Raw genomic sequence first — 20,986 nt, 5'->3', positions numbered from 1 at the left:
AAGCGTGTCGCAGGAACGAATGTTCGCCACGTATTTGCCGCAACCGCTTGAGCCGGACAATCGTCAGTTGACCCCGAGCTTCTTTTGCAGACTCGACGACGACGTCGTGTACTGGAACACCAGCCGTTTGTCCGGATAGACGTAACGGTGCGCCTTCTGTGCCATCAACGCACCCTCGTGGAATCCCGACAGGATCAGCTTCAGCTTGCCGGGATAGGTGTTGATGTCGCCGATCGCGAAAACTCCAGGCACATTGGTCTCGAACGATGCGGTCTCGACCGGCACCAGATTGTTCTCAAGCGCGATGCCCCAGTTCGCGACCGGCCCGAGCTTCATGGTCAGGCCGAAGAACGGCAGAATCGTATCGCAGCTCACATTCGTCACCGCGTTGTCGTTGCCTTTGACCGTAGCGCCCGACAGCTTGCCGCCCTCGCCTTTAAGCTCCGTCACCTGACCGATCTTCAAATCCATTTTTCCGGAAGCCACCAGCGCACGCATTTGTTCGACGCTGTGCGGCGCTGCGCGGAAATCGTCGCGCCGGTGCAGCAGCGTCACGCGCTTGGCGACCGGATGCAGATTGAGGGTCCAGTCGAGCGCGGAATCTCCGCCGCCGACAATCAGCAGTTCCTTGTCGCGGAACTGCTCCATCTTGCGCACGGCGTAAAACACCGAGGTGCCCTCATAGGCTTCGATGCCCGGCACCGGCGGCCGTTTCGGCTGGAACGAGCCGCCACCGGCGGAGACGACAACCACCTTGCACTCGAACACCTTGCCGGCGTCGGTGGTGATGCGAAAAAGCGGATCGCCGATCTTCTCGATCTTCTCCACCATTTCGTTGAGATGGAAGGTCGGGTTGAACGGCTTGACCTGCTCCAGCAGTGCCTCGGTCAGGCCCTGGCCGGTGACGAAGGGAATGCCGGGAATGTCGTAGATCGGCTTTTCCGGATAGAGCTCGGCGCACTGGCCGCCGATCTTGTCGAGGATGTCGACAAGATGCACTTTCATATCGAGCAGGCCCAGTTCGAAAACGGCAAACAGTCCGCACGGACCCGCGCCAATAATCAGCACATCGGTTTTGATCACTTCGCTCATGTCAGCTTCTTTTCAGTTGGACTATGCCAAGCCAATTGTTCTATGGGCTGCGCCTGTCTAGCCAAGACAGAAGCTTTGGGAAAGCCATAAATCGGGCACCTGCGATCGCCGCAACCCCTTGCCGGCGTTCGCGAACTCGGCTTCAAGAACCTGAAATCCCGGATATCCTCCCCGTGAACGCAGAAGCCCGTCTCGATTCAACCCCGCGCCTGGAGGACTTTCCCTTTCGGCTGACGGACAACGTCCGCTTTGGCGATCTCGATCCCAATCAGCACGTCAATAACGCCGTCTATGCAACCTATTTCGAAACCGGCCGCGTCACGCTGATGAAAGATCGCAGCTATGGCCTGATGCCGCCGGGGCTCGCCTGGGTCATGGTGCGCCTCGACATGCATTTCCGCGCCGAGTTGCACTGGCCCGGCACGATCGAGTTGGGGCTCGGGCTGTCTAGGTTAGGCCGGACCTCCGTCACGTTCGATCAGGTGGTGTTCTCGGCCGGAAAATGCATTGCGTCGGCGCAATCGACCAACGTCCTGATCAACGAGCAGACGCGCAAGCCGACGCCGCTGACACCGGAGATCATCAGGAACTTTCAACCCTGGCTGCGTCGCGGGGTGAACATCGTCCAGCCGGCGTCCTAGAGTCCGGATCGTGCCCTAAACCGCCTCGAGCGAATCCGATACCGGTTCGCGCCACGAAAACGCATCAAAACGCATCAAATAAAGAATAGAATAAAGCGTCGGTTCCGATTCAGCAGCGGCCGGAAGCGTTCTAGGCCTGCCGCTCAGGCGTGGTCACCACGAGACCATCGAGGGCATCGCTGACCTTGATCTGGCACGACAGCCGCGAATTCGGCCGCACGTCGAAACCGAAATCCAGCATATCCTCTTCCATCGGCGACGGCGCGCCGACCTTCTCGCGCCAGGCCTCATCGACATAGACGTGGCAGGTCGCGCAGGCGCAGGCCCCGCCGCATTCCGCTTCGATCCCCGGGATGCCGTTGCGGATCGCCGCTTCCATTACAGTAGCGCCGTTTTCAACATCAATGGTGCGGGATTCGCCGGAATGGTCGACAAAAGTGATCTTGGCCATGATTGCTCTTGCTGCGGGAATAAATGAGGACTGGCCTGTCCTATAACGGGTCGATCCGGTCTGCGCTAGTGCGGTGGATTTGCGCGGCGGGCCGGATCAGGAGCGGCGCAACAGCGCGTCGATCGCCGCCCGCGCCTCGGCGACAGCGTGGTTTAGCTCCGCAAGCGGCTCGGAGGTTGCGCCGCCATGGCGTATCGCGGTTTCCAGGGATTCGGCGGCATCGGCGACGCGAAATGCGCCGATCGCGCGCGCCGAGCCTTTCAGTGTGTGCGCGAGCGCGGGCGCGTCTGATGGCATGGTGGCGAGCTTAGCGATCAGGGTGACGGCCTGGGCCGAGAACATCGCCAGCACCTCGTGCTCGAGGCCGGCGTCGCCAAGCGTCATTCGCTTGAGATGTCCGAGATCGATCGGACCGTCATCCGGGGCAAGCGGCGGCGATGGCATCCATTCAATCCGTTCGAAACGAAGCGACATGGCAATAACCCAGTTCCGCTGCCGACCGGTTTCGGCAGTGGCGTTTTCGCCAGCCAATCACGGAAATGGTTAACAAGACGTTGTGCTCACCTGCCGCAAGTTTGCCTTGTTTTTGGCCAAGAGTTGCCGTGATCCACAGCGGCGTTCAGGGAACTTTAAGGACTCTGAAGACCTTACGACGCCCGGCTGTTAACGATGATTAAGATTGTATTAATCGCAACCATTTCATTCGCATCGCTCAACCAATAGGATGTTGCGGATGTAGCGGACATGCCGACCGACGGACGCGCTGGCGCGCCGCGCGCGGCATAAGATCGGCTGCGAGCTTGCGGGTGGCGCGCAAGTATCGGCGGGCGCGTAAAAGTAAAACGAGGGCTAAGACTGAACATGGCGAACAACCCCAAAAAGGTCAAAGACCCTACCGAAGTCGCGCTTTCCGCCATCCAGGAAGCCTTGAATATCGACAACACGCCGAGCTCTGAGACCGACCACGATTCAGTCCGCAACGATCTGACTGCGACGGATTCACCTTCCTCTTCTTACAACGAACCCGCTTTCGGCGCCCGGCCAGGCGCCGACCACACGATCTTCGACGCCATCGAAGAACCGCGCGCGACTCGCCGCGCCGCCAACGACGACCGCGAAACCATTGGGCAGATTCTGCAAGCCATCCAGACCGGCCGCCCCGCCCGCAGCGTCTATACGATGGCCACGCTGTTTGCCGCGGTCTGGTGCGTCGGCGCCGCCGTGCTGATGATCGGCTTTCTGCCCTCGCTGAAGGCCGCCATCGGTCAGGGCAGCGGTGGCGTGCTGGCGCTGGCCGGCCTTGCCGCGCTGTTCGTGGCGCCGGTGCTGCTGATCTATTTCCTCGCCAGCCTGACCTGGCGCAGCCAGGAATTGCGCATGATCGCGCAGTCGATGGCGCAGGTCGCGATTCGTTTTTCGGAGCCGGAGGGCGCGGCCAGCGACTCGATGGTGACCGTCGGCCAGGCGATCCGCCGCGAAGTCGCCGCCATGGGCGACGGCGTCGAGCGCGCGATCGCGCGCGCCGGCGAACTCGAAACCCTGGTCGCCAACGAAGTCGCCGCGCTTGAACGCGCCTATAGTGACAACGAGGTGCGAATCCGCGCGCTGCTGCAGGATATCGCCCACCAGCGTGACAACCTCGTCGGACAGGCCGAACAGGTTCGCAGCGCCATTTCCGGCGTGCAGATCGACCTGCGCCACGACATCGCGCTGATCTCGGACGCCATCGCCTCCCGCGTCGACGAAGTCGCCAAGAGCATCACCGGTGCACTGGAGGAACGCGGCGCCCACATCACCAGCGCGCTCAGCAACGCCGGCGACAACATGATCCTCGCGCTCGGCGAGCGCGGCGGCGACCTGCTCGACCGCCTCGAGGAAGCCAGCGCCGAAACCACGCGCGCGGTGCTCGACGCCAGCGAGCGGCTGACCACCAGCCTCAATTTCAAGACCGGGCACGTGCATGACGAGTTCGTCGATCTCGCCGACCGCGTCCACGACATGCTGAACGAGCGGATCGACCGCATCACCAGCGAATTCGAGCAGCGTTCTTCCACCATCGTCGACGGTATTTCCGACCGTACCGAGCAGGTTCATGACTCGCTGAAGAATTCCAGCGACTCGCTGTTGCTGGAGCTCGAGCTGCGCAGCGGCGATCTCGTCAGCAAGATCGACGACGCCGGCAATCGCCTCGCCTCCCAGATCCTGACCAGCGGCGACAAGGCGAGCGACGCACTCGACGTGACCGTGAATTCACTGGTGGCGAAGGTCGTCGGCCAGACCGAGACCGCGCACGACACGCTCAGCCTGCAGATCAGCGCCTTCGATGAACTGGTGAAGAATCAGGGCTCGGAGCTTGCGGAGAAATTCGCGCGCGACAGCGGCACGCTCGGCGCGCTGATCACCCGTCACATCTCCGAATTCGACCGCACCGTCAAAACCTTTGGCGGCGAGATCGTCGATCGCATGGGTCAGCGCACGCAGGACATCGCGGAAAGCCTCAAGACCTATGTCGATACCTTCGACACCCGCCTGAGCTCGAACAGCGGCGAGATCACCGCCACGCTGGACCAGCGCCTTCTGCATTTCGAGACCACGCTCGGAACCACTGTCGCCAATCTCGATACGTCGCTCGACACCAGGATCAAGTCGTTCGACGAAACCGTCGACGGCCGCCTCAAATCGCTCGAACAGACATTCGATGACCGCGCCAGGTCGGTGACCGAAACCATCGACAGTCATCTCGGCACGCTGTCATCATCGCTGACCGACGGCGCCGCGCAGGCGATCCAGTCGATCGATGCCCGCCTCACCCAGCTGACCTCGTCGCTGACCGACGGCACGACGCAGGCGATCCAGTCGATCGACTCGCGAATCACCCACCTCACCACCTCGCTGACGGACGGCACCGCGCAGGCGGTCGAAGCCGTCGACCGGCGCATTGCTAATGTGACCGAAACCATCGATGGCCGCAGCGCGCTGTTGTCCGACACCATCACGGCGCGGTTCCAGGAAATCCACCAGGGCATCGAAAGCAAGATCGGCTCTGTGGCGAACGACATCGACATGCGTGTCGCGCAATTCGAGGATCTGTTGGGGTCGCGCGTCGAAGCGGTGGCCGGTCGCATCGAAAGCAGCGGGCGGCAGGCCAGCGAAGGCCTGATGGCGCGCGCCGAGGAACTGTCCTCCGGAATCAAGGCGCATGTCGAGGATGCCGAGCGCTCGCTGACCAATCTCGTGGTCAACACCAGCGAAACCATTCAGACCGGCGCGCGCGCCGCGCAACAGTCGCTGCTGTCGGTTTCCTCCGACGTCGGCGCCCAGTTGAAGCTGACTTCGTCGGAAGTCGAAACCGCCCTCACCGCGGTCGGCACCGGCGCTGCGAACTCGATCCTGGCCAGCGCCCGCGATGCCCAGTCTACGCTGGTGGCATCGTCCGCCGATGCGGCGACGCAGATCAAGACGCTGTCCGCCGATGTCGAGCGAACGCTCTCGGCCGCGGGCACCTCCACCGCCGGTGCGGTGGTCGCCGGCGCACGGGAGGCTCAGGGCATCCTGGTCACGGCATCCGCTGACGCCGCCAGCCAGGTCAAATCGCTGACAGCCGATGTCCAGCGCTCGCTGACCATGGCCGGCACCTCGACCGCCGAGTCGATCACGGCGGGCGCGCGCGACGCGCAGAGCACGCTCGTGAACGCTTCGTTGGAGGCGTCCAATCACGTCCGGTCGCTGGCGGCCGATGTGGAACGCTCACTGACATCGGTTGGGACGGACACCGCCGCCTCGATCCTGAACAGCGCGCGTGAGGCGCAAAGCTCGCTGATCGCGACGTCATCCGACGCCGCCAGCCAGATCAAGGCGATCTCCGCCGATATCGAGCGCTCGCTCGGTGTGGTCACCGCCAATACCACCGACAACATCCAGACCACGGCCGTCAATGCGCAGAGCGCGCTGGTGGCCGTCTCGAACGAGGTCACGTCGAAGATCAAGTCGACCTCGGCGGATATCGAACGTTCGGTTCTCTCCGCCAGCAGTGCTTTCGGTTCCACCATGACCGGCAAGACCGACGAGATCGTCACCTATGTCCAGCAGCAGACCGAGCGGCTTGCGCAGATGATCGACGGCAAGCGCGGTACGCTTGTCGACGCCATCGGCGCCAAGACCAGCCAGCTCACGGTCGACATCGACCGCGTTACGTCGGATGCCCTGAAATCGATTGAAACCCGCGGACAGGCGTTCTCGCAATCGATGACGACCAACGGATCCGATGTCGCGCGGACGATTACGGCGGCCGGCGAAATGGCGACCGGCGCGGTCAACAAGTCGATCAAGGACCTCGAGCACTCCTCGCGGGCGGCGATCGACCAGTCGCGTCAGGTCTCGATCGCGGCGGTCACCGAGATGCAGGAAACCAGCAAGATCCTGCGCACCGACACGGTCGCCCTGTTCGAGCGGCTGCGCGAAGGCAATATCCTGCTGCAGGAAGTGTTGACCGGTGCGCACGACAATCTCAACTCGCTCGAGCGCGCGCTTGTGACCCGCGTAGCCGACTTCGTCTCCGCCATGAACGACGTCACCTCGCGCAACGGCATCGCGACCCAGGCGCTGGAAGACCAGTTGAACGACTTCAACGCCAAGACCAGCGGCGCGCTGGAAAATCTCGGCTCGCTGTCCGGCCAGTTCGACACCCATGGCAGGATGCTGGTCGAGGCGGCCGCTGTGGTGGAGCAGAGCAACCGCAGCGCCACCGCTTCCGTCGCCGAGCGCAAGGCGACGCTGGAATCGCTGGTCACCACGATCGACCTGCGGACCACCGATCTCGACCAGCGGCTGTCGCGCTTCACCAGCCTGCTCGACGAATCGCTGGCCGCCGCCGAAGAGCGCGCACGCGATATCGCCCGGGTGGTGGCGGAAACCGCCGGTGCGGGCTCCGCCGCGATCACCCGGCAGTTCGAGGCGGTCCGTCAGGCCGCCGAACAAGAACGCCGGCTGACATCAGACACCATGAGCCAGCTCTATCACCAGGGTACGCAGGAAGCCGACGCGATGTTCAAGCAATCGGCCGACAAGTTCGCCGCCGTGGTCTCGGGCATGAAGCAGATGGCTTCCGAAATGCACCGCGAGCTGGAGAGCACACGCAACGAGCTTCGCCGTGGCGTGCTGGAAATGCCGCAGGAAGCCGCCGAGAGCACCTCGCAGATGCGCAAGGTCATCGTCGACCAGATCGAGGCGCTGGCCGAGTTGAACCGGATCGTGGCCCGCCATGGCCGCGGCCTGGACGTCGTAGGCACCGGCCGATCGAGCGCGCCGCGCGAGGAAGAGCAGCTGCTGGCGGCTGTCAGCAGCGGACGCAGCGAGGCGCAGCCGGCACGCTCCGCACCGCCACCGCCGCCGCGCGCGCGCGAGGCCAGCAGCGCAAGCCTGCCGCCGCCGGACCTCGGCCTGCCTGCTGCGCGGCGCACCGAAGCGCCGCCGGTCAGCCCCGCAAGTTCGGATTCCGCCAACGACGGATGGCTCTCCGGCCTGCTCAACCGCGCCGATGGCAATGGCGGCCAGGACACTCCGCGCGGCCGGCCGCAGCCTGCTGCCAGCGGCAATCCGCTGGAATCGCTGTCGCTCGACATCGCGCGCCTGATGGATCGCAATCTCGCCGCCGAAATGTGGGATCGCTATCAGCGCGGCGAGAGCAAGGCCTTCACCAAGCGGCTGTACACGCCGGCCGGCCAGAAGGCGTTCGACGAGGTTGCCCGCAAATACCGCGCCGACCGCAGCTTCAAGCAGACCGTCGACCGCTACATCACCGAGTTCGAGCGGCTGCTCGACGAAGTCGCGCGCGACGATCGCGGACCGCAGATGCTGCGCAGCCATCTCACGTCCGAAACGGGCATGGTCTACACCCTGCTCGCGCATGCGGCGGGACGGCTGGGGTAGAGTTCAGACAGGGCCATGAAAAGAAAACGGAGGCATCGCTGCCTCCGTTTTCTTTTCGGCCGGTTCATGGCTGGCATTATGATCGCAGGGCGCAATAGCGAAGCGTATTGCGCCGCGCTCGCATCAGCGGCGGACTTCGCTCCGCTAATGGGGTCCGTACTTCTGGCAGTTTTTGTTGTAAAAGTCGGCGCAAAGCGGACGTGGATGCTGCCGCTCCGAAGGGAGTCGTCGGAGCTAGGAACTGGCATGTCGGCCGGAATGTCGCTCCGCCATGTACCTGCCTGGGGAGGTGCCGAGCGTCTTGCGGAACATCGTCACGAAGCTAGGCACACTCTCATAGCCGAGGTTGGCGGCCACCTGTTGAGTCGAAGCACCGCCGGCCAGCCACTGTACAGCGAGCATGACGCCAAGTTGCTGGCGCCACCGCCCGAAGCTCATCCCCGTCTCGCGGCTGATCAGCCGCACAAGCGTCCGCTCGCTCAGGCCCGCTTGCTTCGCCCAGCCCTCCAGCGTGCCCCGCTCCGAGGGGGCGGCCATCATGAGGTCGATCAAGTCGCGCAGCCGTGCGTCGGTAGGCATCGGTAGGTGCAAATCCTCGACCTCGGCGGTCGCAATCTCGTCGAGCAGCACCGCCATCAACCGCGAATTCGCGCCGGCCTCTTCGTAGAAAACCGGCAGGCTGGCCGCGCGGAAGAGCAGTTCGCGCAGCAACGGCTTCACCGAGACGGTGCAGCAGCGCTGGGGTAGGCGCGCGTCGGCATCGGTAGCGACGAACGCGCTGTAGCCTTCGAGCGCGCCAGTCGCCTTGATGGCGTGGAGCGCGCCGCCTGGTATCCAGACGGCGCTCTGGGGCGGGACGATCCATAGTCCGCCCTCCACTCGGCAGCTGAGTGCACCGCGCTGAACGAGCAGGATTTGGCCCTTGGCGTGGCGATGCATATCGAGCTCGATCGTACCGATCTTCTTCGATGCGATGCCATAGGTGACGACCGAGCGCGCGACCTCGTCCGGCTCGACCCAGTCGGATGCAACTGAGGTGTCTGTCAGAATGGGCATAATCGTCCGATCTAACATAGGTCTTTGGCGCAAACGAATAATAACTTGTCCAGATTGCGGAATGACGCCAATCCCGCCTCCCCTTATCTCATCCCTGTGGACCAGTCGAGACTGCCTCGGCCTCCATCATCGGGAAAGGAAGTTTCGTGAATTCTCTGAGCAATGGACGCGTCGCCCAGTTTCTGGACCAACTTCATGAGAACGCCGAAGCAGCGGACCGTGACTTCATGGCCAAGGTCAAAGCCCAGTTCGAGGCTTCCGGTAAAACACTAGAAGAAGCTGCCGCCAAGCTGGTCTCCGAGGAACGGGCGAGCTACCGAATGACTTACCGCGGTCACGCCGATCATTTCCTGGCCGTTTCTCCTGCCTATGGCCGGTTCCTTTACGCAATCGCGCGCGCGCGGAGGGCGACCCGGATCGTCGAGTTCGGTACGTCGATGGGGGTCTCGACGATCTATCTAGCGGCCGCGCTTCGGGACAATGGCGGCGGCCAGCTGATCGGCTCGGAGCTTGAGCCCACCAAAGTGGCGCGGGCGCGGGCCAACCTCGAAGCGACGGGCCTTGCCGATCTGGCGGAGATCCGCGAAGGCGATGCACTGGAAACGCTTAAGGACGTTAATGGCGAGGTTGATGTCCTTCTGATCGACGGCGCATGGTCGCTTTACTTGCCGGTGCTCAAGCTGATCGAGCCGCGGTTGGCGTCCGGAGCTGCGATCCTCGGGGAGAATGCGTTCGCGCCGGACTATCTCGATTACGTCCGCAATCCCGCCAACGGCTATCTCTCCCAGCCGCTTGCCGTCGACGAAGGTCGCGGCAACGAATTCACCGTGCGGGTCCCCTGATGCCGGCAGAGAGCGTTAAGGGACGGCTCGGCGGCGTGCTGCGCCGTATACTCATGCGACGCGCGACCGTCTTCGCATGCAAACCGATCGCTGGACGATTCCGCCTCATCTCGCTTGAGGGCCCAGCGCTTCGAGGCGCGGTCTGGGCGCCCGGCCAGAAGGTGCAGATCGCCATGGCCGCGCCGTTCGTCACACGGACCTACACGCCGATCGAATGGGAGGCATCGACCGGACGCACCCGCATTCTATGCTACGCACACGGCGTCGGTCCCGGGAGCGCTTGGGTCCGGGACGTCAAACCCGGCGACGAGTGCGATGTCTTTGGCCCGCGGGGCTCGATCGACGTGCGCCCTGCATCCGGACCGCTCGCTGTCTTCGGCGACGAAACTTCGATCGGTCTCGCCTATGCGTTATCCGCTCATCATCCGACACGGTCCGCCGCGCTTCATTTCGAACTCGACGACATGGAAGCCGGCAGGCACGTGCTGAAGCATATGGATCTTTCGGGCGCCGCTCTGTTCGGGAAACGTACGGATGATGCGCACGTCGAGCAGATGGCGGCGGCCCTTCCATCGCTTGCGGCCACCGGAGCATCGTTCGTGTTCGCCGGAAAGGCCGGCACCGTCCAACGGCTGCGACAGAGCCTCAAACAGCTGGAAGTCACAACTCCACGCATCTCGACCAAGGCCTACTGGGCGCCCGGCAAAGTGGGCCTTGACTGATTATCGCAACCGCGCGCGGGCCTCGCCGGTGCCCCCTCTTGCGCAAAGTGGACAAGCGTGGACTCGCATTTGCAGCAACATCGATCGCTTGCAGTGGGGTGGGTTGAGCGCAGCTAGCGTAGCCCGGATGAGCAAAGCGACATCCGGGTTTTTGATTTCCCGTGGTCCCGCTAGTGTTGCGATGATCGGTCTCGATGTAGCCCGTATCATGTGATGTGTTGAAACGGCCCCATCTGCTGATTTGGGCTGTCGAGTCCCCTTTGCAAAAATATTCTGGTTCACATCCCAGCCAAATCACCTCCATGTCCGTCGCCGTCTCGTCCCACTCGAGGGGCGTATCGCGATCGTCACGGACGCGGGGCGGGATGCGGTGGACGCGGCGGCGCCGGAGCGTGCGACTGAGTTTGCAGGGCGGGCACAACAGCCTGTGAGCGATCGACGGCACGCGGACGAACGGCGCAGGCTTGCGGACGGCGAAGTCGTGTGGTCCTGACGCCTCGACGCTGGCGTCACGTCTTGCGAAGGTGAGGTCGGCCCGACCGGGCGCGGACTCGCTTTATTCGCAAGACAACGGCGGCAACAAAGCCCGATCGCCGGGGAGAGCACGAAATAAGCCGTTAAAACCATCGCGTGCGGGAATGCCGGGTGATTCCGGCGACCTCGCGGAGACTAACTCGTGTGCTTTCTATTTTCTGCACGCGAGGCTGCGGGTGCGGCGGGCACCCGGCATTCCCCACGCCCTCTCCGGGCGAAACGTTTTGAAAAAATCCGGACGCTATCCGCGCCGCGGCAATGCGAATCTGTATTTGCAACAAGGATGCTGTCATTGCGAGGAGCAAAGCGACGATGGGCTGCATTGGCGCGACCCGTTGGCTATGCGCCCTGCGACGCCTCTACGGCCGCTTCCTCTCCGTCGCGGCGGGCGCCGGCGCGGGCGGTGGTGTCGAGGCCGTGCTGTTGCCCGGGCCGAAGATCAGGCGCGTCGGGTTGCGGTCGAGATTGTTCACCGCGCGGCTGATATCGCCGAGCGTCTTGCGGCCGTCGGTCATCAAGGCGCCGGAGCGCTTGTCGAAATCCTCGGCGAGTTCGCGGATCGATTTCACCGTCAGGAACAGCTCGCCGCCCTCCTTGCCGCCGGCCAGCGTATCCAATCCGAGCATCAGGCTGTCGGCCTTCGCCATCACGCCATCGACCTTCAGCATGAGGTCGTCGATCTTCTCGGAATTGCGCGCCAGCGATCCCGTGAAGGTCTCAAGGTTATGCAGCGAGTTTTTGACCGTTGCCTGGTTGTCCGCGACCACCCGGTTGATGTTCTGCAGCGTTCCCCTGATGGCCTCGGTCACGTCCTGCAATCCGTTCGGATCGGCGGTCAGCACCGGCACGCCGTCCTCGTCGAGCGGGACGCCAGGTGCTGCCTCCTCGCCGCCCTTGAGCGAAATCGCGGCGACCCCGGTCAGGCCCTGGAATTCGAGCCCCACCTGGGTGTCCTTGCGGATCGGGGCGTTGTTCTCGATCATCGCGAGCGCGACCACCCGGCGCGGGTTATCGAGCTTGACGGAGACCACCTCTCCTACCCGGATACCATTGAAATTCACGCTGCCGCCGTTGCGCAAGCCCGAAGCCGGGCCCTCGAAGATGATGCGCAGCGGCGTGCGCGCCTTGGTGGTGTGGAGACTCTGAAACCACATCACGAAGCCGAACGCCGCGGCGATCACCGCCAGCGTGAACGATCCGATCAGGACGAAGTTCGCCCGCGTTTCCATCAAACCAACTCCGGTGTCGAATATCCGCTAGCCCAACTACTCACTGGTTCATCACAGCGCGGGCGCGCTTGCCGTGGAAATAGGCCCTCAACCAGGGATGCTGCGAGGCCTGCATGTCGGCCATCGATCCTGCGGCAATGATCTTACCGTTCCCTAAAACGGCAATACGGTCACAAGCGGTATAAAGGCTGTCGAGATCGTGGGTTACCATGAAAACGGTCAGCCCCAAAGTACGCTGCAGGGTCCGCACCAGCTCGTCGAAATCGCCGGCGCCGATCGGATCGAGGCCCGAGGTCGGCTCGTCGAGGAAGACGAGTTCCGGATCGAGCGCCAGCGCGCGTGCCAGCGCCACGCGCTTGATCATGCCGCCGGAGAGCTCGGAGGGGAAACGATCGGCTACTTCGGGACGCAGCCCCACCATGCCGAGCTTGGCAACCGTGATTTCGTCGAGCAGCCGTTGCGAGACGTTGAGATATTCGCGCACCGGGAACTGGATGTTCTGCCGCACCGTCAGCGAGGAAAACAGCGCGCCCTGCTGGAACAGGATGCCCCAGCGCCGCTCGACGCCGCGCCGCGCCTTGGCATCGGCCGCATCGAGATCGATGCCGAACACCTCGATGCGCCCGGCCACCTTCGGCACCAGGCCGATGATGGTGCGCGTCAGCACCGATTTGCCCGCGCCCGACGGACCGACAAAGCCGAGGATTTCCCCGCGCTTGACGTCGAGATTGAGCCCGTCGAGCACGCGCGTCGCCCCGAACTGCACGGTGATGTCGCGAACCCGGATGATGGCGTCGGAAATTTCAGCCGCCATCGTCAAATTCCGATCGATGCGAAGAAGATCGCGAACACGCCGTCCATCACGATGACGAAGAAGATCCCTTTCACGACCGAGGACGTGGTGTGCTGACCGAGCGATTCCGCACTGCCTTCGACCGCAAGGCCTTCGACGCAGGCGACGATCCCGATCACCGCCGCCATGACCGGCGCCTTGACGATTCCGACGATGAAATGATCGATCGAGATGGCGTCGCGCAGCCGGAGCAGGAACGCTTCGGGATCGACGCCGCCGTAAAGCCATGCCACCAGCCCGCCGCCATACAGCGCCGCCATCGCGCCGAGGAACGCCAGGATCGGCAGCGCGATGATCAGCGCCAGCAGCCGCGGCAGCACCAAAACCTCGATCGGATCGAAGCCCATGGTGCGAAGCGCATCGATCTCCTCACGCATCTTCATCGAGCCAAGCTCGGCGGTGTAGGCGCTGCCCGAGCGGCCCGCCACCATGATGGCGACCAGCAGCACGCCGATCTCGCGCAGCACCAGCACGCCGAGCATGTCGACCACGAAGATGTCGGCGCCGAAGCGGCGAAAATGAAAGATGCCCTGCTGGGAGATGATGCAGCCGATCAGGAAGGTGATGAGCCCGACAATCGGCACCGCGCGCCAGCAGACCTGTTCGAGATGATGCACGGTCGAGGTCAGTCGGAAGGTCGTCGGACGGATCATGACCCTGCCGGTCGCGGCGAGCACGGCGCCGAGCATGTCGATCAATTGCACGATCGTGGTGCCGAAGCCGGCCACGCTGCGGCCGATCTGATCCAGCATCCCGGTGATGCTCACCGATGTCGAGACATCAGCCGGCGCGGCCTTCACCCGGCGCACCTCGTCGACCAGGCTGGAATAGTTTGCCGAAAGGCCCGCGATCTTCGCCTCGGTGTTGCCCTGGGTCAGGCTGCGGCGAAGCCGCTCGATCAGCCAGGCCCCGAAGGTGTCGAGCCTGGAAACCCCAGACACATCGATGAAGATGTCGGGCCGGCTGCCCCCGAGCTTTTCAGCCTCGGCGACGATCTGCTCCAGCACCGGGGCAAAGGAAGCGATCCACGGCCCCGCGGCGCACAGCGCAAGTCCATTGCCTTGCGCGATCCGCTCCAATGTCGGGTCGCCGCTCACGCGCTGCTCCAGTGCCGATTCTCCGCTATTCATGAAGAGGAAGGTTCCCACACGCCGCTGCCTTGTCGAAGCGGCCCATAACCAGCCATACTTGGTTGCACCGGGCAAGCATACGGTTCAGAAATTGCCAGACCTTAAAATGACTTCCAGCCAATCCCTAAAGCTTTCTGCCCGAATCGAACGCTGGCCCATCGCCGGCACCTTCACCATCAGCCGTGGCGCCAAGACAGAAGCCGTGACGGTTGTGGCGGAAGTAAGCTGCGGCGGCCTGACCGGGCGTGGCGAATGCGTTCCCTATCCCCGCTATGGCGAGACGCCGGAAGCCACACTGGCGGCGCTGAAGCCGATGCGGGAGCTGTTGCGGCGAGGCCTCGACCGGCAGGCCTTGCAAGCCGCGATGCCGGCAGGCGCCGCCCGCAATGCGCTGGATTGCGCGCTCATGGACCTGGAGGCCAAGACCAAGGGCTTGCGCGCCTGGGACATGCTCGGACGCCCCTCGCCCCGGGCCTGCACCACGGCCTACACCATCTCATTGGGAACGCCGGAGGCGATGGCGGCTGCGACCGCCAAGGCCGCGCACCGGCCGCTGCTCAAGATCAAGCTCGGCGGCGACGGCGATGGGGCGCGAATCGCCGCGGTGCGCAAGGCTGCGCCCGAATCAGAACTGATCGTCGACGCCAATGAGGCCTGGACCCCTGAGAATCTCGAGCAAAACCTCGCCGAATGCGGTGAAGTCGGCGTCACGCTGGTCGAACAGCCGCTGCCCGCCGGCCGCGACGAGGCGCTGGCGCGCATCAAGCGGCCGCTCGCCGTCTGTGCCGACGAGAGCGTGCACGATCGCGCTTCGCTCGACGGACTGCGCGAGCGCTACGATGCCATCAACATCAAGCTCGACAAGACAGGTGGCCTCACGGAGGCGATGGCGATGGCGGACGCCGCGCGTGCGCTTGGATTCGAACTGATGATCGGGTGTATGGTCGCCACATCGCTGGCGATGGCGCCGGCGATGCTGCTGGCGCAGGACGCGCAATTTGTCGATCTCGACGGTCCCTTGCTGCTGGCGCGCGACCGCAAGGACGGCCTGCGCTACGACGGCAGCCTGGTCTATCCGCCGGAGGCAACGCTCTGGGGGTGATCCGCTAATCTGTGCCGCGCCAGCCACATCACGATGGCGCCTGACAACGCCATCGCGGCCATGACGTAATAAACGCCCTGCCCGTAGCGGGCATAGACCGCCCCCGACAGGATCGATGCGCTGCTCGCGACGATGCCGCCGCAGGCCGCGAGATAGCCCTGGCCCCGCGCCATCACGTGACCGGGGACGCGATACACGAGGAGGCTCATGGTCCCGACCTGGGTGAGCCCGAAGGTCAATCCGTGCGTCAATTGGACAAGCGCAAGGACGGCGATCGGCGGCTCCTGCGCGGTCAGCGTCCAGCGCACGACCCCGCTCAGTGCCCCGATCACCACCAGTAGCGACGGCGCCAGCGTGAATCGCGGCGACAGCGCGAACACCACGATTTCGGCGATCACACCCAGCGCCCACAAGCCCGCAATGGTCAGCCCGCTTAGACCGGAAGCCTGCCAGGTGATGGAGCCGAAAGCGTAGTACGCGGCATGGCTGCCCTGGATCAGCGCCGAAGCCAGGATGATCGCCACAAAGCCGGGATCGCGGAGCAGCGCGCCCGCCGGTTGAAGCGGTGTTGGCGCGGCCTTCGGCTGGTCCAGCGGCTGAAGCCCAAGGCCGATCACGGCGCCCAGCCCCGCCATGCCGGCAATGACCCAGATCAGATGCCGGGCCGCGATGATATCGACCAGCACCCCGCAGGCCAGCGCGCCCAGGATAAACGCCACCGAGCCCCACAGCCGCAGTGGCCCGTAATTCAGGCCGTAGCGCGCCACGCCGCGCAACGCATAGGCGTCGGTCAGTGGCACCATCGGCGTCCACACGCAGGCCGTCACCGCGAACAACAGGAAGACCAGCAGCGGCTGATGCTGCGTTCCGACCAGGGTGAATCCGACCGCCGTCGCGAATGCGGTGGCGATCATGGCGCCGCGCACCGACTGCCGGCGCTCGGCAAGGCCGGTGATGAACGGCAGCACCGTAAACCGCGTCACCGGCGGTGCGGCGGCGATCATCCCGATCCACGACGGATCGATCCCGACCGCCTTCAACCACACCGGGAAGAACGGCAAATAAGTGCCGCCCAGGCCGAACGTCGTGCCGTAGAATAACCGCAGCCAGACCGCGAATCGCCTGGCCATGTCACGCGATGCGATGGGGATTTGTGATTCGGGCGGCATCAATTCAATTGCGATTCGCTTGAGATCATGATGATCGTTAGCGTAACGCGCAGTGATTTGCGCGGAAGAGTTTAAGATGGCCAACGAAGCATTTGCCCTGTCGCCGATTTCCGCTCGCGCAACCCAGCCGAGCGAGGAAGATTATGACGCGATCAGCGAAGCCTTCATGGAGACCGCGCGGGGCCGCTGGTTTCTCGGCGAATATGCCAAGCGCAACCGCAACGCCGACACGCGCATGGTGCTCGATGCGGTGGCGCGGATCGAACAGTCCATCGTCGCGCAGAAACAACAGGACGCCGACAACAGGCTCGCGGATGCCTTGGCGACGATCAAGGCCACGCTCGACGATGCCAGAGCCGTAGCATCGGCCGCACTCGACAATTTTGCGCTGGAGGAAAATCTGGCGCCGGTGCACAAGGGCGTGCGGGTCATCAAGGAAATTTCCTGGCGATGGCGCGAGATCGGCGCCGACGGCCGGATTTGCGACCTGATCGATTCGCAGATCGCCGCCATCGAAGCCAGCTGCGAGCGAATCTCGTCGAGTGAGCCAGGCACCGCACTCAGCGCCGCATTCGATCTGATCGACAGCAGCCTCGCGGCGTTTGACGGGCGCGACAGCGCGCCAGCAGAAGCGGCAACTGATATTGCGCCACCGCCCTCCTCCGTCTCGTCGCCGATGACTTCGGACGAAATGCCGGCTGCGGCCATGGAGCAAGCCCCAGCCGCAACCGGCCATACTGAGGTGGCCGAGAGCGCCCAGGCTGCGCCGGCCGGCGCAGCCGCCGAAGCGATCGTAGAAACCGTTGAGGTCGTGGAGACCGCGGCCGTAACGGCCGAGACGATAGATGCACCAGCCGCGATGGCCGATACCGCCGTCGAGGTGGTGACTTCAGAAGTGGCCGACATGGCTGCCGACGCCCATGACGAGGCGGTACTCGACATGATCGCGATGGAAATGGCCGCGCCCGATGCTTCCGATCTGGATGCCGAAGCGCCATTGCCGGAAATGCATCGCGCAGATCCGCCGCTTCCTGAACCTGAAGTGGCTGTATCGGTGCCCGAGCCGCCGGCCGCGATGGCGGTGGTGCCGGTCATGCCGCCGTCCCCTGCTCCGCCGCCGCTGCAGCCTTCTTTGGACTCCGCCGCCGATCGCCTTGCTAAACCGTCGTACGATTCTTCGCCTGAGCCGGCGGACGAGCCGTCGCTCGGATCGACGCTTGTCGCGAGCGGCATCCTGCGCAAGCCCATTTCAGCGTCCGATCCGCTGGCGCCGATCCGGCGCTTGAGCCAGGCCGAGAAGATCGCGCTGTTCTCGTGACGGCTTGATCCTGCGCTCAGCCGATCAGTTTCGCGAACAGATCCGCATCGACATTGCCGCCGGACAGCACGATGACGACGTTCTTGGCCTTCGCATCGATGTGACCGGCGAGCAGCGCCGCCAGCCCAACCGCGCCGCCCGGTTCGACCACGAGCTTCAGCTCGCGGAACGCAAACCCGACAGCCGTCCCTACTTCCGCGTCCGTTGCGGTGACGCCCTGTGAGAGCAGCCGGGAATTGATGGCGAAGGTGATTTCGCCCGGGATAGACGCCATCAGCGCGTCGCAGATGGTGCGGCCTTCGGCGCGATGCGGCTCGCGTTTGCCCGCGCGCAGCGAACGCGCATGATCGTCAAAACCGTCGGGCTCCGCTGACATCAGCTGGGCTTGCGGATAACGCGCCTTCACCGCCGTCGCGATCCCCGCCACCAGGCCGCCCCCCGAGGCCGGCGCCACCACGATATCGGGCGTCAAACCGAGCGCGGCCATGTCCTCGGCGATTTCCCGCCCCACCGTGCCCTGGCCCGCGATCACAAAAGGATCGTCATAAGGCGGCACCAGCGTCGCGCCGCGTTTGCCGGCAATGTCGCGGGCGATGGCTTCGCGATCCTCGCGGTCGCGGTCGTACAGCACGACCTCGGCGCCATAGGCCTTGGTGCGTTCGCGCTTGGACAGCGGCGCATCCGCCGGCATCACGATGGTCGCCTGCATCTTCAGAAGCTGCGCCGCCGCCGCCACGCCCTGGGCATGGTTGCCGGACGAGAACGCCACCACGCCGCCGCCGCGCGCGCTCAACGGGATCGACGACAGCTTGTTGAAGGCGCCGCGAAACTTGAACGAGCCGGTCCGCTGCAACAGCTCCGGCTTCAGGAACACGCGCGCTCCCACGCGTTCGCTGAGAACAGGCGGTGACAGCAAAGGCGTCCGTACCGCGAACGGCGCGATCACCCGCGCGGCCGCGTCGATATCCTGCGAAGTAACGGGCAAAGCTTGCGATTGATCGGTCATTCGCGGCTTTTATCGCGGGGCCGGGCTGAGCCGCAAGCCGGTCAGGCCACTAAATGCGGCTGCTTCGCCCCGAATTCGGCCGAATCGCTGGTCGCATCGACAACACGCATCGCCGCGTTGTGATCGACGAATGCGCGCGCCGACGCTTCCCAGGTGTGCTTTTGCGCAAACGCGACGCAGGCTTCCCGCGGGATGGAGAGCGCCGACAGGCACCCGGTACGCAAATCATTGTTCAGAACGCCCACCGGCGCCGTACCGATCACATCGCGGGGACCGGTGACGGGGAACGCTGCGACCGGCAAGCCGCTGGCGAGCGCTTCCAGCAGGACGAGGCCAAAGGTGTCGGTCTTGCTCGGAAACACAAAGACGTCGGCGGCCGCATAGGCCTGCGCCAGTTCTTCGCCCTGCCGCGCGCCAAGAAACACGGCTTGCGGATATTTCCGCGCCAGCGCCGTTCGCGCCGGCCCGTCGCCGACGACCAGTTTGGTGCCGGGCAAATCGAGATCGAGAAACGCCTCGAGATTCTTCTCCACCGCCACGCGGCCGACACAGACGAAGACCGGACGCGGCAGGCCGAGATCCACGCTGCGCGGATGAAAAAGCCCGGTGTCGACACCGCGCGGCCATAGCACCACGTTGCGAAAGCCGCGCACGCGCAATTCGGTTGCGAGCGCCGGCGTTGCCGCCATCACCGCCTGGCTGGCTCCGTGGAACCGGCGCAGCGCCGCCCAGATCCAGGACTCGGGAATCGGCAGCCGCGCCGAAACATATTCGGGAAAGCGGGTGTGGAAACTGGTGGTGAAGGGCAATTTGCGTTGACGGCAATAACGCCGCACCAGAAACCCGATCGGGCCTTCAGTCGTGATGTGAATGGCGTCGGGCTGTGCCGCTTCGATCAGTTGCGCTGTCTTGGTTGGACCCGGCAACGCCAGGCGCAGATCGGGATAGCTCGGCATCGCAAAAGTAGGAAACGATTGCGGCGTGAGAAAACTGATCTCGACCCCGAATGCTTTTGCCGCTTCCGCCATCATGGTCAGCGTGCGAACCACCCCGTTGACCTGAGGGTGCCACGCATCGGTCGCGACCAGAATCCGCATCAGGCAGCGCGCGCCGTCATCGAGGCGACCGGCGCCACCTTACGCAGCGGTTCGGTCCAGGTGATGATTTCAAAACGGCCGTCTTCGTGCTCGACCAGCGCGGTGCAGCTTTCCACCCAGTCGCCGCAATTCATATAGCGGATGCCATGCTCGTCGCGGATGGTGGCGTAGTGGATGTGGCCGCAGATGACACCGTCCGCACCGTGACGCCGCGCTTCGGCGGCCAGCGTCTGCTCGAAGGCACCGATGTAGTTCACGGCGTTCTTCACCTTCAGCTTGGCCCATTGCGACAGCGACCAATAGGGCGCGCCGAACCATCGCCGGAACATGTTGACGAAGCGATTGATCCGGATGGCGAGATCATAGGCGGTGTCGCCAAGATGGGCGAGCCAGCGCGCGTTCTGCACCACGAGATCGAAGATATCGCCGTGAATCACCAGATAGCGTTTGCCGTCGGCGCCTTCATGGACGATGTTTTCCACGACGTCGATGCCGCCGAAATGCGTGCCGTAATAGTTCCGCAGGAACTCATCATGGTTGCCGGGCACGTAAACGACCTTGGCGCCCTTGCGCGCCTTGCGCAGCATCTTCTGCACGAAGTCGTTGTGCGATTGCGGCCAGTGCCAGCTGGACTTCAGCGCCCAGCCATCGACGATATCGCCGACCAGATAGATGGTGTCGGCATCATGGGTTCGGAGGAAGTCCAGCAATCGTTCGGCCTGCGAACCGCGCGCTCCGAGATGGACATCGGAGATAAACAAAGTGCGAAAGCGCCGTTCCGGGCTTTCCTCACCTATCGAGTCACTTCCCATATGC

General features: G+C 64.1%; 17 protein-coding genes. 6 read left to right on the top strand and 11 right to left on the bottom strand.

Annotated elements, in window-relative coordinates; translation table 11 throughout:
- Positions 1 to 63 precede the first annotated feature (63 nt).
- The gene (locus tag BLV09_RS00855; RefSeq protein ID WP_146685990.1) at positions 64 to 1,092 is read right to left on the bottom strand and encodes an NAD(P)/FAD-dependent oxidoreductase; all 1,029 of its coding nucleotides are present in this window, start codon (positions 1,090 to 1,092) and stop codon (positions 64 to 66) included.
- A 173-nt stretch (positions 1,093 to 1,265) separates the two neighbouring features.
- On the opposite strand from BLV09_RS00855, the gene BLV09_RS00850 reads away from it, so the two are divergent.
- On the top strand, positions 1,266 to 1,733 hold the full coding sequence (locus BLV09_RS00850) for an acyl-CoA thioesterase (protein ID WP_167558581.1): 468 nt from the start codon (positions 1,266 to 1,268) through the stop codon (positions 1,731 to 1,733).
- 130 nt (positions 1,734 to 1,863) lie between these two features.
- Here the strand turns inward: BLV09_RS00850 and BLV09_RS00845 are convergent, their stop codons facing one another.
- A complete protein-coding gene (locus tag BLV09_RS00845; protein WP_100382821.1) occupies positions 1,864 to 2,184 on the bottom strand; it encodes a 2Fe-2S iron-sulfur cluster-binding protein in 321 nt (106 codons plus the stop codon).
- 96 nt (positions 2,185 to 2,280) lie between these two features.
- A complete protein-coding gene (locus tag BLV09_RS00840; RefSeq protein WP_146685988.1) occupies positions 2,281 to 2,658 on the bottom strand; it encodes an Hpt domain-containing protein in 378 nt (125 codons plus the stop codon).
- A 387-nt stretch (positions 2,659 to 3,045) separates the two neighbouring features.
- Between BLV09_RS00840 and BLV09_RS00835 the strand changes: the two genes are divergently transcribed.
- Positions 3,046 to 8,112 carry a hypothetical protein gene (locus BLV09_RS00835; RefSeq protein WP_146685987.1) on the top strand — a complete coding sequence of 1,689 codons (5,067 nt, stop codon included), beginning with the start codon at positions 3,046 to 3,048 and terminating at the stop codon, positions 8,110 to 8,112.
- Positions 8,113 to 8,346: 234 nt separating this feature from the next.
- On the opposite strand, the gene BLV09_RS00830 is transcribed toward BLV09_RS00835, so the two are convergent.
- The gene (locus tag BLV09_RS00830; RefSeq protein ID WP_146685986.1) at positions 8,347 to 9,168 is read right to left on the bottom strand and encodes an AraC family transcriptional regulator; all 822 of its coding nucleotides are present in this window, start codon (positions 9,166 to 9,168) and stop codon (positions 8,347 to 8,349) included.
- A 146-nt stretch (positions 9,169 to 9,314) separates the two neighbouring features.
- Between BLV09_RS00830 and BLV09_RS00825 the strand changes: the two genes are divergently transcribed.
- A complete protein-coding gene (locus tag BLV09_RS00825) occupies positions 9,315 to 10,010 on the top strand; it encodes an O-methyltransferase (protein WP_146685985.1) in 696 nt (231 codons plus the stop codon).
- On the top strand, positions 10,010 to 10,732 hold the full coding sequence (locus BLV09_RS00820) for a siderophore-interacting protein (RefSeq protein WP_146685984.1): 723 nt from the start codon (positions 10,010 to 10,012) through the stop codon (positions 10,730 to 10,732). The genes BLV09_RS00825 and BLV09_RS00820 overlap by 1 nt, the downstream gene beginning before the upstream one ends.
- An 893-nt stretch (positions 10,733 to 11,625) precedes the next feature.
- Here BLV09_RS00820 and BLV09_RS00815 read toward each other — a convergent pair.
- Genes BLV09_RS00815 through BLV09_RS00805 form a run of 3 tightly spaced genes read right to left on the bottom strand, consistent with a single transcriptional unit; the run spans position 11,626 to position 14,445 of the window.
- On the bottom strand, positions 11,626 to 12,495 hold the full coding sequence (locus BLV09_RS00815) for an MlaD family protein (RefSeq protein ID WP_146685983.1): 870 nt from the start codon (positions 12,493 to 12,495) through the stop codon (positions 11,626 to 11,628).
- 40 nt (positions 12,496 to 12,535) lie between these two features.
- Positions 12,536 to 13,309, bottom strand: coding sequence for an ABC transporter ATP-binding protein (locus BLV09_RS00810; RefSeq protein WP_100382827.1), 774 nt, complete (start codon positions 13,307 to 13,309; stop codon positions 12,536 to 12,538).
- A 2-nt stretch (positions 13,310 to 13,311) separates the two neighbouring features.
- The gene (locus BLV09_RS00805; RefSeq protein ID WP_167559043.1) at positions 13,312 to 14,445 is read right to left on the bottom strand and encodes an ABC transporter permease; all 1,134 of its coding nucleotides are present in this window, start codon (positions 14,443 to 14,445) and stop codon (positions 13,312 to 13,314) included.
- Between the two features lie 139 nt (positions 14,446 to 14,584).
- Between BLV09_RS00805 and dgcA the strand changes: the two genes are divergently transcribed.
- Positions 14,585 to 15,580 (top strand): N-acetyl-D-Glu racemase DgcA, encoded by a 996-nt coding sequence (gene dgcA, locus BLV09_RS00800; RefSeq protein WP_146685982.1) that lies wholly within the window; start codon positions 14,585 to 14,587, stop codon positions 15,578 to 15,580.
- On the opposite strand, the gene BLV09_RS00795 is transcribed toward dgcA, so the two are convergent.
- Complete coding sequence (locus BLV09_RS00795; protein WP_146685981.1) at positions 15,550 to 16,749, bottom strand: MFS transporter; 1,200 nt, start codon at positions 16,747 to 16,749, stop codon at positions 15,550 to 15,552. The genes dgcA and BLV09_RS00795 overlap by 31 nt on opposite strands.
- Before the next feature lie 76 nt (positions 16,750 to 16,825).
- On the opposite strand from BLV09_RS00795, the gene BLV09_RS00790 reads away from it, so the two are divergent.
- Entirely contained in the window at positions 16,826 to 18,067 is a 1,242-nt protein-coding gene (locus BLV09_RS00790) for a hypothetical protein (RefSeq protein ID WP_146685980.1), read from the top strand.
- A 16-nt stretch (positions 18,068 to 18,083) separates the two neighbouring features.
- On the opposite strand, the gene BLV09_RS00785 is transcribed toward BLV09_RS00790, so the two are convergent.
- Genes BLV09_RS00785 through BLV09_RS00775 form a run of 3 tightly spaced genes read right to left on the bottom strand, consistent with a single transcriptional unit; the run spans position 18,084 to position 20,982 of the window.
- On the bottom strand, positions 18,084 to 19,073 hold the full coding sequence (locus tag BLV09_RS00785; RefSeq protein ID WP_146685979.1) for a threonine/serine dehydratase: 990 nt from the start codon (positions 19,071 to 19,073) through the stop codon (positions 18,084 to 18,086).
- Positions 19,074 to 19,114: 41 nt separating this feature from the next.
- Positions 19,115 to 20,170, bottom strand: coding sequence for a glycosyltransferase family 4 protein (locus tag BLV09_RS00780; protein WP_146685978.1), 1,056 nt, complete (start codon positions 20,168 to 20,170; stop codon positions 19,115 to 19,117).
- Complete coding sequence (locus tag BLV09_RS00775; RefSeq protein WP_100382833.1) at positions 20,170 to 20,982, bottom strand: UDP-2,3-diacylglucosamine diphosphatase; 813 nt, start codon at positions 20,980 to 20,982, stop codon at positions 20,170 to 20,172. The genes BLV09_RS00780 and BLV09_RS00775 overlap by 1 nt, the downstream gene beginning before the upstream one ends.
- Positions 20,983 to 20,986 lie beyond the last annotated feature (4 nt).

The organism is Bradyrhizobium canariense (assembly GCF_900105125.1).
Taxonomy (GTDB): Bacteria; Pseudomonadota; Alphaproteobacteria; order Rhizobiales; family Xanthobacteraceae; genus Bradyrhizobium; species Bradyrhizobium canariense_A.
Note: the sequence above shows the minus strand (reverse complement) of the source record. Positions and strands in the feature narration are given on the sequence as shown.

What these genes read in the sequence shown, in the direction of transcription:
- BLV09_RS00855 (WP_146685990.1), bottom strand. Translation starts at nt 1,092, where the DNA reads ATGAGCGAAGTGATCAAAACCGATGTGCTGATTATTGGCGCGGGTCCG.
- BLV09_RS00845 (WP_100382821.1), bottom strand. Translation starts at nt 2,184, where the DNA reads ATGGCCAAGATCACTTTTGTCGACCATTCCGGCGAATCCCGCACCATT.
- BLV09_RS00840 (WP_146685988.1), bottom strand. Translation starts at nt 2,658, where the DNA reads ATGTCGCTTCGTTTCGAACGGATTGAATGGATGCCATCGCCGCCGCTT.
- BLV09_RS00835 (WP_146685987.1), top strand. Translation starts at nt 3,046, where the DNA reads ATGGCGAACAACCCCAAAAAGGTCAAAGACCCTACCGAAGTCGCGCTT.
- BLV09_RS00830 (WP_146685986.1), bottom strand. Translation starts at nt 9,168, where the DNA reads ATGCCCATTCTGACAGACACCTCAGTTGCATCCGACTGGGTCGAGCCG.
- BLV09_RS00820 (WP_146685984.1), top strand. Translation starts at nt 10,010, where the DNA reads ATGCCGGCAGAGAGCGTTAAGGGACGGCTCGGCGGCGTGCTGCGCCGT.
- BLV09_RS00815 (WP_146685983.1), bottom strand. Translation starts at nt 12,495, where the DNA reads ATGGAAACGCGGGCGAACTTCGTCCTGATCGGATCGTTCACGCTGGCG.
- BLV09_RS00810 (WP_100382827.1), bottom strand. Translation starts at nt 13,309, where the DNA reads ATGGCGGCTGAAATTTCCGACGCCATCATCCGGGTTCGCGACATCACC.
- dgcA (WP_146685982.1), top strand. Translation starts at nt 14,585, where the DNA reads ATGACTTCCAGCCAATCCCTAAAGCTTTCTGCCCGAATCGAACGCTGG.
- BLV09_RS00795 (WP_146685981.1), bottom strand. Translation starts at nt 16,749, where the DNA reads ATGCCGCCCGAATCACAAATCCCCATCGCATCGCGTGACATGGCCAGG.
- BLV09_RS00790 (WP_146685980.1), top strand. Translation starts at nt 16,826, where the DNA reads ATGGCCAACGAAGCATTTGCCCTGTCGCCGATTTCCGCTCGCGCAACC.
- BLV09_RS00785 (WP_146685979.1), bottom strand. Translation starts at nt 19,073, where the DNA reads ATGACCGATCAATCGCAAGCTTTGCCCGTTACTTCGCAGGATATCGAC.
- BLV09_RS00780 (WP_146685978.1), bottom strand. Translation starts at nt 20,170, where the DNA reads ATGCGGATTCTGGTCGCGACCGATGCGTGGCACCCTCAGGTCAACGGG.
- BLV09_RS00775 (WP_100382833.1), bottom strand. Translation starts at nt 20,982, where the DNA reads ATGGGAAGTGACTCGATAGGTGAGGAAAGCCCGGAACGGCGCTTTCGC.